Annotated in this window: 10 protein-coding genes; 5 read left to right on the top strand and 5 right to left on the bottom strand. The window is 64.1% G+C overall.

Features of this window, described 5'->3' with window-relative positions; all coding sequences use genetic code 11:
* The first annotated feature begins 31 nt into the window (after nucleotides 1-31).
* From CI805_RS19220 to CI805_RS19210, 3 genes are read left to right on the top strand one after another with little or no spacing between them, the layout of a single operon-like run.
* Nucleotides 32-1,438 carry a hypothetical protein gene (locus CI805_RS19220; RefSeq protein WP_260928295.1) on the top strand — a complete coding sequence of 469 codons (1,407 nt, stop codon included), beginning with the start codon at nucleotides 32-34 and terminating at the stop codon, nucleotides 1,436-1,438.
* A complete protein-coding gene (locus tag CI805_RS19215; RefSeq protein ID WP_260928293.1) occupies nucleotides 1,435-1,938 on the top strand; it encodes a hypothetical protein in 504 nt (167 codons plus the stop codon). Before CI805_RS19220 ends, CI805_RS19215 begins: the two co-directional genes overlap by 4 nt.
* Nucleotides 1,939-1,955: 17 nt before the next feature.
* On the top strand, nucleotides 1,956-2,810 hold the full coding sequence (locus CI805_RS19210) for a hypothetical protein (RefSeq protein ID WP_260928291.1): 855 nt from the start codon (nucleotides 1,956-1,958) through the stop codon (nucleotides 2,808-2,810).
* 24 nt (nucleotides 2,811-2,834) lie between these two features.
* On the opposite strand, the gene CI805_RS19205 is transcribed toward CI805_RS19210, so the two are convergent.
* From CI805_RS19205 to CI805_RS19195, 3 genes are all read right to left on the bottom strand, one after another.
* Complete coding sequence (locus CI805_RS19205) at nucleotides 2,835-3,929, bottom strand: helix-turn-helix transcriptional regulator (protein WP_260928290.1); 1,095 nt, start codon at nucleotides 3,927-3,929, stop codon at nucleotides 2,835-2,837.
* Nucleotides 3,930-4,091: 162 nt separating this feature from the next.
* Nucleotides 4,092-5,132 carry an MBL fold metallo-hydrolase gene (locus CI805_RS19200; protein WP_260928288.1) on the bottom strand — a complete coding sequence of 347 codons (1,041 nt, stop codon included), beginning with the start codon at nucleotides 5,130-5,132 and terminating at the stop codon, nucleotides 4,092-4,094.
* Between the two features lie 431 nt (nucleotides 5,133-5,563).
* Nucleotides 5,564-6,340 carry an alpha/beta fold hydrolase gene (locus CI805_RS19195; protein WP_260928284.1) on the bottom strand — a complete coding sequence of 259 codons (777 nt, stop codon included), beginning with the start codon at nucleotides 6,338-6,340 and terminating at the stop codon, nucleotides 5,564-5,566.
* A gap of 90 nt (nucleotides 6,341-6,430) precedes the next feature.
* Between CI805_RS19195 and CI805_RS19190 the strand changes: the two genes are divergently transcribed.
* Both CI805_RS19190 and CI805_RS19185 read left to right on the top strand, forming a co-directional pair.
* Nucleotides 6,431-7,312 (top strand): LysR family transcriptional regulator, encoded by an 882-nt coding sequence (locus CI805_RS19190; RefSeq protein WP_260928282.1) that lies wholly within the window; start codon nucleotides 6,431-6,433, stop codon nucleotides 7,310-7,312.
* 266 nt (nucleotides 7,313-7,578) lie between these two features.
* Nucleotides 7,579-8,532, top strand: coding sequence for a glycoside hydrolase family 43 protein (locus CI805_RS19185; protein ID WP_260928280.1), 954 nt, complete (start codon nucleotides 7,579-7,581; stop codon nucleotides 8,530-8,532).
* Here CI805_RS19185 and CI805_RS19180 read toward each other — a convergent pair.
* Nucleotides 8,520-9,551 (bottom strand): hypothetical protein, encoded by a 1,032-nt coding sequence (locus tag CI805_RS19180; protein ID WP_260928278.1) that lies wholly within the window; start codon nucleotides 9,549-9,551, stop codon nucleotides 8,520-8,522. The genes CI805_RS19185 and CI805_RS19180 overlap by 13 nt on opposite strands.
* 443 nt (nucleotides 9,552-9,994) lie before the next feature.
* A complete protein-coding gene (locus tag CI805_RS19175; RefSeq protein ID WP_260928276.1) occupies nucleotides 9,995-12,349 on the bottom strand; it encodes a TonB-dependent receptor in 2,355 nt (784 codons plus the stop codon).
* Nucleotides 12,350-12,424 lie beyond the last annotated feature (75 nt).

Here is a 12,424-nt window from a genome sequence, read left to right as displayed (position 1 = left end):
GTGCCGCGCTCATCCAGAAGGGGGAATTTCCATGCGTATTCGCGTTGTCATCACCGTCCTGCTGTCCACCACGCTGGTTGCCGCACCGCTTCGCGCGCAGACCGGAGCGATAGTGCCGGCCGCTTCGTCCGATGTTGCACCGGTGGCCGATGCAAAGGCTGCAAAAGCGGCCGCCAAGGCCGAGGCGAAGCGCCAGCGCGATCTGGTCGCGAAGTATGGCATGGGGCCTTACCCGGACGAGATCACCGCTTACGTCAATGCCAAACCGGAGGCGCTGCGTCCGCTTTATCGCGCGCTTTACACAGGCGGGGAGCGCAATGCGGTGCTCAACTTCGAGCGGCTGGGGCTGGCAGCCTATCAGGCGGGACAGTTCAAGGACGCGGGCTGGGCTTTCGATCAGGCGTTGAACCGGATCGAGACGATCTATGCCGACAACCCGCAGGCGGCGACCGCGCGATCGGTATTCCACAATGAGGCCAACAAGGACTTCAAGGGCGAGCCCTACGAACGCGCCATGGCCTATTACTATCGCGGGCTGATCTATCTGCAGCAGGGCAATTACCCCGATGCAACGGTGTCGTTCAAGAATGCCGAGTATCAGGATACGCTGTCCGAGGAAGAGAGCTTCCAGAGCGACTTTGCGGTGATGAACTACTTGCGCGGCTGGAGCCAGAAGTGTGCGGGCGACACGACCTCTGCCAGGGAATCGTTCGATCTGGCGATGAAGGCGCAAAAGGGCCTGACAGCGCCCGCACCGGGAGACAACGTGCTGTTCGTGGCGGAGCTCGGCAATGGGCCGGTCAAGGCGCGCGATGCCGCGCAGGCGCAGAAACTCGTGTTCCAGCCGGGCGCGGCCTACGATGAAAATGCGGCGGCGGTGACGCTGGTCGATGGCAAGAAGACCAGCGCGGTTCCACTCCGGCTGGCCAGCAGCGTGCAGTATCAGGCGACCACGCGCGGCGGGCGCGCCATCGACGGACTGATGAACGGCAAGGCCAACTGGAAGGAAGGCACCGATGCCGTGGGCACCGCGCTGGCGATGCAGGGACTGATGGGCAACGGCGGCGTCTATTCGCAGCTCGCCGGAAGCATGTTCAAGATGTTCTCGGGCGCGATGAAGACCAATGCCGATATTCGCGCCTGGGAAGGGCTGCCCGATCTGATCCTGGTGGGCTCCGCCACCGCGAAGTCCCCTTCGTGGAAGTCCGAGGGTAAGTATCTCAAGGACACTGCTGCGGTGGATGGCCTGAAGGACAGCGATACCCTGCGCGGCGGGGCCAAGGCCTGTTCGATCGTGTGGATGCGCTCGCGTCCCGGCGTGTTCGGCGACGATATCGTCGGCGAGGATGCAGGCGTTGCCGCCGCGCAGAATCGCAAGAAGCCGGTGCAGGTCAAGAACAAGGCCTTCCGCACCACTCTGGAAGGATCGACCCTGTGAAGTTTCAACGTTTCCTGATCGGCGGTGTGCTGTTGGCCGCGCTTGGCACCGGCCTGGTTCCGGCACCGCTGCCCGCTCCGGCTCTTGCGCGTGAAAACCGCCCGCTGAAATGCAATATCGGTGCTGCGCGCAAGGACCCGCCGCATGGCGGCCCGGCGCTGGTCGCCAACATGCCGCGTGCGATGACGCCTGTGGATCTCAACGCGGTGCAGATGAATGACCGCGAGACGTGGAAGAAGGTGGTCGTCGAAGGGCTATTCGCCCGGCGGACCGAGGCGAATACGCTGGAAGTGACCGCGCGGCTCGTCAACTGCACCAAGCAGCCGCTGGTGGTGCAGGCCCGCTCTTCGTTCCTGGACGCCTCGCAGGCGCCGGCGGAAAAAGCCTCGGTGTGGAAGCCGGTCTATCTCTCTCCGCTTTCGACCAGCGTCTATCAGGAACGCTCGATCAGTCCCGATGGCGTCGAGTTCTACCTGATCGAACTGAGGGCCGACCAGTGAAGACGGCGCTGTTGGCCATGACGATATTCGCCGCTGTATCGGGGAGCGATGCGGCGGCGCAGGAAGGTCCCCAGCGCGAAGGCCAGCCCGGCGTGACAGCAGGCTGGTCTTCGCCACCGGGCACGCGCGAGGGGCTGCCCGCGACACTGGATGCGCCCTATGCCCCGCCCCGGCGCGATGGCTCGGAGGGTTTTTCGTTTGCCTATGCGCGGGTGCATTCGCCACGGGTGGCGGTGTTCTGGAACCGCGTGCTGACCGATGAGATCGAGACCGGGCGCGAGGATGTGACGACATTCTCCTTGCATGGTTCGGGCACCGAGGCGGCCGATCTCGACACGCGCGGCACCCGGCGCGGCACGCACAGTCGCCTCGATGCGCGCACGGAGCGCGATGTCGATGCGACCTTGCGCTCCGTCACCAATCGTCTGGATAACGCGCGACGTGACACGCCGTTCTCCGAGGCGGTCGATTTCGATCTCGAACGCGGCTTTATGCAGGGGCTGGCGGATGCGGGGGTGAAACTGGTCGATCGCACCACGATCGTTCGCGCCGCCGCGCTCGATGGCGATACTGCGAACGGGCAGGCGGTGGAGATGAAGGCGCTGCTTGGCCGCGCGGACTGGGTGGTGGAAGTCACGCCGCTGGCGCGCGCCGAGGGTGACAGCGCGTTCAAGGTCGTGGTGCGCGATCTGCGATCAGGCAGCGTGATCGCGATGACCTCCAGCGAGGGGCAGCCTTCTGCCGGACCGATGCCCTATGTCGCCGGGGCTGCCGGTTTCGTGCGGGCGACGCCCGAGCCGGCAACGCCGCTCGCCGCAGGTCGGCAGGTTGCGATCGACACGCTGAGGGCGATTGCCCGCAACGTGCGCTAGCGGGGGCTTCCCGCAACGCGGCGTCTACGGCAGGCTGCGGATCAGGACGACGAGACGCGTGACCGTCTCGCAGCCGGTCTTTTGCAGAATCTGGCGAACCTGCGTGCGCACGGTGTTGAGGCTGACACGGCGTTGCTGTGCGATGTCATCGGGCGCGAGCCCGGCCGACAGGGCCTGCGCCACCGAAACTTCGGCGGCGGTCAGGCCGAAATGGCGGGTCAGCCACGTTCCGGTATGGCACCCGCTCGATGCTTCTGTGCGCAGGCGGATCACGCAGCCGCTTTGCATGCCCCTCTTCGTAGGCAGAACCAGCAGGCGTGCCGTATATGTGGCGTCGGCAGTCTCGCAGGCAAATGTCACCTGCGGTGTCGCACGGCGGTGGAGGGTGTCCTCCACCGCTCGGCGCAGCATGGTTTCAAGGCGAGCGTCGCCCAGGCGGACATGGCCATCGCGCACGCGCGCGCCCATCGCATCCAGCACGGCGAGGGCCGCAGGCGTCGCTTCGATCACCCGCAGGCGTGGACCGACCAGCAGAAGCCCCTCTTCTCCGGCGTCGAGCAACTGCGATAGGCCATCGATCCGCTGCTCGTGCGCGCCGATCAGGTTGCGGGCGAGATAGATGCGCTGGAGATCGACGATCAGCCCGTCGAGCCGCGCGGTCTCCTCTTTGGAATAGACGCCGCCCCAATTGCTGCCCGATGCATGGCGGCTGGCGATGGGGCGCTGGATCGCGGTGCACAGCATCGCGCCTTCCATGCGATGGACGATCCCCATGCAATGTCCGGTGTCGTCGCCCAGCGGGCGAACCACCTCGTTCCAGAATGCCGAGTGACGGAATTCCGCTTCCGGCAGCAGGTCGTCCAGTGCAATGCTTCGCCCGGTAATGCCCGAGGCGAAGCCGATATTGCCCCAGGTATCGAGCCGGCGATCCGGGTCGGCGAGAATCCCGGCGATCACCTCGTCGGGGAAATGCGAATACTGCAGATCCGTCAGATGCCCGGCGCTATCGAACCGATAGAGCGTGGCGGATCGTCCGCCCGCGAGCAGGGCAAGCCGTGTCGGCAGTTCGGCAAACGCCGTCTCGTCGTGAATGGCATCGTACAATGCACCCCTGTCCATCGGCCCCCCGTGAACATATCGCCCCGATCGTGCGCGTTGCCCCAAGCGCCAAGTCAGGGGCCGCGCACAAGCCCCCCTTGTATCATGAACGTCCGTTCATAAAGTAAAGAATGCATCCCGTATCGGGACGCTATCCAACAATGGGCAGGGCGCGGATCGGGATCAGGCGAGCGTCGTCTGTGCCTTTGTCGGGAGTTCGGCGATGTCTGCGAAATCGGCCACCTCTGCCGGTTGCATCGCCACGAAACGCGTCGGGTCCAGGCCGCGACGGATCATGTCCGCGCGTAGCCGCTCTGCGGGTTCGTCGCGCGCCTCGTCGGTCAGCTTGAACGAGCCCCAGTGCATGCCGAGCGCGGCCTGCGCTTCCAGATCCAGCATGATCTGGACGGCCTCTTCCGGATCGGTGTGCTGGGCGGCCATGAACCAGCGCGGATCGTAGGCGCCGATCGGCAGGATGGCGAGGTCACAGGGACCGAACCGCTCTCGCAAAGCGCGGAAGATATTGCCGGTGCCATAGCCGGTATCTCCCGCAAAATAGACGAACTTGTTGGCTGCCTCGACCATGAACCCGCCCCACAGGGCCATGCGCCGGTCGCGCGGCCCGCGTGAGGACCAGTGCAGGGCAGGTGTGATGTGTACGCGGGCGAAGGTGCCGTTCGGGGCGGCCAGCGCGAACACGGCACCCCAGTCTCCTGCATAGACGCGTGCCTGTGGGATATGCTTGTGGATGATGCTGTCGTTACCCAGCGGCGTGACGATCAGGGGATCGTGCCGCGCGACCAGCGCCTTCAGCGTCGCCACGTCGAGATGGTCGTAATGGTTGTGCGAGAGCAGCACGGCGTCGATCGGAGGGAGCGCCTCCAGCGCTACGCCCGGCGCGGTGATCCGTCTGGGACCGGCGAAAGTGACCGGGCTTGCGCGATCCGACCAGACCGGATCGGTCAGCAGGTTCAGTCCTGCGATCTGGATCAGCACGGTCGCGTGCCCGATCATGGTGACGCGCAAGGTCTCGACACGCGGTTCGGGCACGATCGGGGTGACCGGCACTGAGGCGGGCCATGGATTCGACGGCGCGGTGCGGCGCCAGCGCCAGACATCGCTCAGGCTGCGGTCGGTCTCCGGCTCCCCCGGTGGATTGAGGAAGCGCGTGCCGTCGAAATGATCGGTGATGGGGCCGGTATAATAGCGATTTCGACGAGGCATGCAGGAGACCTTTCACCCGCCATGTAGGAAGCGGACCCGAATCCCGCGAGGGCGGCATTGCGCTTTTTCGCCGGGTGTTGCGATGATGCCGGATGGGCGTGCCGCGGCTGTCCTACAGGTGTGGCGCCAAGGTAGAAGAGGGAATGCCGGTTCTCCCCGCCTCTTCTATCGTCTTCTATCTTCCGCAAAGGATGCCGCCCGTGGCACTTCACCCGGCTGCGAGGGTGTCCGGCGTGTCACTTTACACGCTGCAAGGTGACACCGGGTGTCAACATGCAAGCGCTTTTGCGACGGAAAATGGCGGATTTCCGGAGGCGAAGATCGCTCTGGACCGTGTAAACCGTGTCAACCAAGGCCTGTCAGGCAGAGCGTGCCAGCGAGGGGGTGTCTGCGTGCCGCCCGGAGGCAGGGCACGCAGACGGGGAGAGAGGTTACTTGGTCAGCCAGCGACGCAGCAGGGCGGCGGTCTCTTCGGGGCGTTCGAGCGCGGGCAGGTGGCCGCAATCGGCGATCTCGGCATAGTCGGCCCCCGGAATGCGATCGCGCATGAAGCGCGCGGCATCGGGAGGTGTGACGCGGTCGTTCTTGCCGACCGCCACCAGTGTCGGAATACGGAAGCTGTGCAGGATGTCCGCTGCGCTGGCGCGGTTCATGATCGCTTCCTGCTGGCGGATATAGGCATCACCGCCGACGCGCGAGGCCATGCCGCGCAAGGCATCGGCGACCGCGCCTTCACGATGGCTCTCGTCGACCAGCAGGTCGAGCAGCGGGCGGGTGATACCCACGAAGCGTCCACGCTTGAGCGATTCGATGTTCCGGCGGCGATTGGCGCTCTGCTCTTCGCTGTCGGGGAGCGCGCTGGTGCTGAACAGCGCAAGGCGAGTCACACGCTCGGGTGCCTGACGCATGATCTCCAGCGCGACATAGCCGCCCATCGAAAGGCCGACGAGGGCAAATCGCGCAGGTGCTGCTGCCAGTACACGGGCCGCCATCCGCGATACATCGTTGTCGAGCGTGAGATCGGCGACACTTGGCGCCACGACGTCGGCAAGACGCGAGATCTGCGGGCGCCACAAGGACTGGTCGCACAACAGGCCGGGAAGAAAGACCACGGGCTCCAGCGTCTGTGCGCTGGGTGCGTAGACCGTACCATGACTGTCATGGGCGTTGTCAAAATGGGAAAACGGGCGGTCTTCGTCGAGCAGCATTGTCTATCTCCGTGGAGATGTAATGGCGTGGCATCGACCTGATGTCCAATATATGGCAGTGGCGTTCGTCATAGCTTTTGGAGATAGCGCATGGAGCTGCGTCACATCCGGTACTTCCTTGCCGTGGCCGAGGAGGGCAATTTCACCCGCGCGGCCCGGCGGATCGGCATCGGTCAGCCGCCGCTCAGCCAGCAGATCCGCGATCTGGAGGACGAGGTTGGCGTCGCGCTGTTCCGCCGGGTGCCGCATGGCGCTGAGCTGACCGATGCCGGGCGGGCCTTTCTGGCTTCGGTGCGCCACATTCCCGAGCAGGCGGGAGCGGCAACGGTCGCCGCACAGCGGGCCGCGCGCGGCGAGACCGGCTCGGTGCGGATCGGGTTTACCGGGTCGGCAGCGTTCAATCACCGTGTCCCCGCCTCGATTCGCACTTTCCGTCGTCAGCATCCCGATGTCGTGCTGGCGCTGGAAGAAGCGAACTCGAATCTTCTGGCGACGGCGCTGCGCGAAGGGCGGCTGGATGCGGTCTTCCTGCGACCCGAGGCGATCGACCGCAGCGACCTCGATATTCACGTTCTGGAAAAGGAACCGTTGATCGCGGCGCTGGCCTCTTCACGCATGCCCAATGAGGACGGTATCCAGCTGGCGAGTCTTGCCGAAGACCTGTTCATCGTGACGCCCAAGCCCTTGGGCCCCACGATTTTCGATGCGACCATCCAGGCCTGTCGCAATGCCGGTTTCGAACCCAAGCTGGGGCAATCGGCGCCGCAGATCGCTTCGGTGATCGCGCTGGTCGCGGCGGAAATGGGCGTTGCGCTCGTCCCCGCCGCGATGAGCGAAGTGACGGTAAAGGGCGTGAACTATCACGCGATTGTCGATGATCTGCCCAGCGTGGAGCTCGCGATCGCGGTGCGCCGCGGAGAGCGCTCGGCCGCGGTTCTGGCGTTCCTGAAGCAGGCGCGCTCGGTAAACTGAGGTGGGACAGACCGGGGTGGAAAACGATATAGACCTGGCAGAGAATGGGGAGAGACAAGATGCAGGCGGCAAGAGAGCGCATGAAAATTCGCCGGAGCGGTATGGCGCTTTGGGGCGCTGTGATGCTGGGTATTGGCGCGATGCCGGCCCCGGCGGTTTCGCAGGCTTCGTCGACGCCTGGCGTGAGGCAGGCAGGCCCACGCCAACTGGCGATCGTCACCACGTTGCCCAAGGCACACCCGAAAACGCCGAAGGCGGCGGCGCGCATGTCCTATTTGTTGGTGTACTTCAAGGACGAGGATCACTCGCTCCATTTCGCGGTGTCGCCCGATGGCTATACCTTCACCGATGTGAACGGCGGCACGGCGGTGCTGTCCGGCCGGGACATTGCCGAGCAGAAGGGCATCCGCGATCCGCACATTTCGCGCGGGCCGGACGGGGCGTTCTATATCGCCATGACCGACCTGCACATCTATGCCCAGCGCGAGGGGCTTCGCGATACCGAATGGCAGCGCCCTGCCGACAAGTGGGGCTGGGGCAACAACCGCGCGCTGATCTTCATGAAGTCCTACGATCTGATCCACTGGACGCACCACATCGTGCGGATCGACAAGCTGTTCCCCGAGACCACGAACATCGGCACCGCCTGGGCGCCCGAGACGATCTATGACCCCGCCCGGCGCCGGATGATGGTCTATTACACCACGCACGATTTCGCGCAGACCGACCACATGGTCTATTCCTATGCCGATCCCGATTTCACCACGCTGACCGATGTGCCCAAATCGCTGTTCACCTATCCCAAGGCGGGCATCAACACGATCGACGGCGACATCACCAAGGTGGGTGACAAGTATCACCTGTTCTACGTTGCGCATGACAAGCCGGGCCACTTGCGACAGGCGATCTCGACGAGCATCAACGGCGGTTATGCCTATGATCCCACGCCCGTCGATCCCGAGAAGGTCGGCACCGAGGCACCGACGCTGTGGCGCCGCGCGGGCACATCGACCTATGTGCTGATGTACGATGTGTTCGGTGCCAAGCCCAACAACATGGGCTTTTCCGAAACCACCGACTTCGTCCACTTCCGCAATCTGGGCCGCTTCAACGATCCCGGCTCGCCGATGAAGACCACCAACTTCACCGGCCCCAAGCACGGTGCAGTGATCGCGGTGAGCCCTGCGGAAACCAAGCGGCTGCTCGATTACTTCCGCTGAGAGTGTTGCCGTCGCGGTGAAGGCAGGAACGCGCTGCCGCTGGGCCTGGCTTCGTTCGGATCGCAGTCGCCGATACGCTGTCCGTCAATATCCATGTGGGCCTCCGGATCGATCAGTGCGCTGGTCGTCTGTATGGCATGCAGGTACATGACGCGCTGCAGATGGATCTCGTCCGCCGAGACATGGCCTTTCAACTCGCCTTTCATGCGGACATTTTTGCCCACCCAGCAGCGCTGATCGCCGGTGATCGTATCGTCGGCGGCAAGCGCCACGTTCCAGCGCTGGCACCAGGAAGGAACGTCCGGACTGAAGAACGAGCGTTGGATCATATCGTCTATGGTATAGTGCAAGGCGCCATCCGTGATGCATACGAACCACGTTCGCCCCAGCGTTCTGACATTGGTATCCGTCAGCAGATAGCCGGTCTGCTCGAACTGCCATTGCCCTGCCGTGATCGGATTGCGGTTGCCGGTGACGACGATGGGCGGTGGCTCAGGTGTGACCGCCTCGGGTGACGGAGAGGGAGGGGAGCCATTACGTCCGGCCGCCAGCGTGGCCAATTTCTCTCGTTCGGCCTGATCCGGCGCGAATTGAACGTCGAAGTCGCGGGAGTATTGCCCTGTCAGCCCAGCCAGATCGCGTTTCCCCTTTCGGAAGTCTGCGATGGCATCGTTGAGGCAGCTTTTCGCATCGAACGGCTTGGTGTGCCCTTCGCGGAGGCAAGTGTCGAGGATGGTGCAGACCGTGACGTCCACTTCGCGCACTCCGCTCGATTTTGTAATCGTGCAGGACGACAGTCTGCGGTCGCGCAGCGAATAGGTGAGATCCACAAGCCGCATCCGGCTGGCCGTGACGAGAATTTCGTCGCTGGAAAGGGGCTTTGTGGATGCGGGGGCGGATGGCGGCGCGGAATCGAAGGGCGGCACGTTGGAGGGAGCACTGGCCAGTGCAGCATGAAGCAGCGCACTGGATACGACAGCACTGGCGCGGACCAGCGGCAGAACAAGAGCCCTCAGCATGTTCTCTCCCCTTTTGGTGGGAGCATGCCTGATAAGTGTGTGGCTGCCAATATCGCGGGTTGTACGGTGTGGCCGGGGTGTGTGGCGCGTTTAAATTGGCTGGTTTGGAAGCGTCCCATTGCTGACAGTCAAACTCGGCGATAGCTTAGCAGTGATGGATTATCTGATGACACGCTGTGCTATTGGCGGAAGGAAGGATTGCCTCGCTGTCACTGTGTTCCCAAGCCTTCCGGCTCTCCCGCAGGCGGGGGAGGGCGGAAGGCTTGCAGAGCCGCAGGCGATGCTAGTCGCAGCGGAGTGGGCCGGCGCGACGGCAATGCCCGATCCATCGCACCACTTGCCGCCCTGCAACGCGTGATCCGGATGCGACAACGGCGGAAGCATTGCTGCTCCCGCCGTTGCCTGTTGTTCTGCTATCCTGTCGGGCCTTACGCCCTTACAGATCAGTAGGAATACTGAAGGGTCAGACCGACCGTGCGCGGCTGGAAGCTCTGGTCGTAGTAGAGCGACGCGCCGATCGAGTCGTGGCCGCGCGACAGGACGTCGTGCGAGTTCAGCAGGTTGTCGACGAAGAACGACAGATCGACCCCGCTGAAGCGGGCGCCCGCGCGCATCGCGACATAGTTGGTGCCCGGCAGGTCGGTCAGGCCCGAATCGTAGCCATAGGCGCCCGAGACGGCGGTCTGGTAGGTATGGCTGGAGAAGGTGTAGTCGCCACGGACATAGGCCTTCACGTCTTCGCCCACCGGCATTTCGTAGGACGAGTAGACGTGGCCGGTCCAGGCGGGGCCACCGATGTGCTGACCGGCGGCTTTCAGCAGCAGACCGTTGCCGCCGAACGCGTCATGATCGTAGGTCAGGTGGACGTAGGCGAGGTTGGCGCCGAGGTTGAAGCCCTGGAAGGGGCGCACTTCGGCCGAGAGTTCGCCGCCCTTGCCGGTGGCATTGCCCAGGTTCGAGATGAACGAGAACGAGCAGGTGGGCAGGCGCACCGACTGCTGGATGTTCGTCCACTTCATCAGGTAGATGCTGGCGCCCAGGCTTACCTTGCCGCCGAAGAAGGTGTTCTTCGAACCGGCCTCGTAAGACCACAGCGAGTCCGACTTGTAGGCGGTGGGGCTGGTGGTCAGGCCCAGCGTCGCAAGGTCGCCCGCGCACAGATCGCTGGCGATCGCCGCCTGCGCGCCGCCGGGGCGGAAGCCCTTGGTGGCTGAGACGTAGAGCATGTTGTTGGGCGTCGCCTTGTAAGTCACGCCGAACTTGGGCGTCCAGGCACCTTCCTTCATGTTGGCGGTGGTGACCGTGCGCACGTTGGCAGTGGTCGGTCCATCGCCGACATTGGTGAAGTCGAAGGTGTCGTGGCTGTAGCGCACGGCGGCGGTGACGGTCAGCTTGTCGGTGGGCTTCACATCGACGCTGGCGTAGCCGGCGATCTGCTCGTCCTTGGCATGGACGAGGTTCACGTAGCTGAATTGGCCATCATACTGCGTATAGCCGTTGACCAGCACGCCCGGCGTGCGACCCGAGGCGGTGTAGTTGCTGAAGTCCTGCTTGGTGTGCGAATAGAACACACCGGCGGTCCAGTCGATCAGCTGGTTGCCGTAGGACTGCAAACGCGCTTCCTGGATGAAGTTCTTCTGCTTCATCGTCAGGTAGTCGTTCATGTTGTCCAGATCCTTGTTCGCATAAGTCCCGAAGGCGCTGCCCGAACGAAGGGTGGAGAAGTACGTCGCGTAGTTGAGCGTCTGCTCCTGCTTGCGCGCGAAGTACGAGGTGTTGGAAATGAAGTCGATATTCGGTGCGACCTTCCACTCGACCTTCATCGAGGGGAGGTAGAACGTGTCGGTGCTGGGCTCCAGCGCATAGACGCCCGAGTGATAGTCGGCATCCGACGTGACGCCGTAGCCTTCCCAGTAATCGTTGCGCGAATCCTGATGGGTGCGCTGGTAGTAGAAGGCCGGGGTGATCGTCAGCGTATCGGTCGGCTTCCAGCCCAGCGAGGCGCGGAAGACCTTGGAGTTGCCCGAGTTGATGTCCTTCTTGATGACATCGTCGGTGCCCTGCGCCACCTGATCGATGTAACCGCCCTGGTGCTGATACCAACCACTGACGCGGAAGGCGAGGTTGTCGGTGATCGGCGCGCCGACCGCCAGACCGGTCTCGTAGGAGGGCGAGCCTTCCTGCGTGAACGACACCTGATCGCGGGTGTAGAGGTGCATGCCGTCATAGTCCGGCCCCGGCGTGATGAAGCGCACCGCACCGCCTTCGGCACTGGCGCCGAACAGCGTGCCTTGCGGGCCGTAGAGCACTTCCACGCGGTCGAGATCGAAGACCTTGGGATAGGGGTTGCCGCCGTAGTAGCCGACGTTGCGGATCTGGATCGGCGTGTCGTCGATGTAGATCGCGGTCGTCGCCGAGCCCACGTCCGAGGCCATGCCGCGGATCGAGATGTTCGAGCCGTTGTTCGCCGACACGCCCGAGGACGGCGCGAAGTTCAACGCCGGGGTCATCCGCGAAAGGTCGGAGATGCTGCGGATGCCCTGCTGGTCCATCTCCTTGCGGTCGGTGACGGCGACCGAAAGCGGCACGTCGTTGACCGACTGCGCGCGGCGCTGGGCGGTGACGACGATGGCGCCGTTGTTGTCGTCCGCAGCGGCGGCAGCGCCGCTGGCGGCGGCTCCATCGGCGGCAAAGGTGGCCTGCGAGGCGCCTGCCAGCGCGAGAACGGCGCAGGACGAGGCGAGAAACCGGCGATGACTCCGGCTGCCGCTCCGGTTGCCGGCGGCGAAGGTGTTCATGGTATTGCTATGCCCTGACATGACGCGAAGCCCTCATTGAATGACCAAATCCCCAGTCGCCGGCATGGCGCCGAC

It is taken from the genome of Novosphingobium sp. 9, assembly GCF_025340265.1.
Lineage (GTDB): Bacteria > Pseudomonadota > Alphaproteobacteria > Sphingomonadales > Sphingomonadaceae > Novosphingobium.
This window is presented reverse-complemented; position numbering and strand designations above follow the sequence as displayed.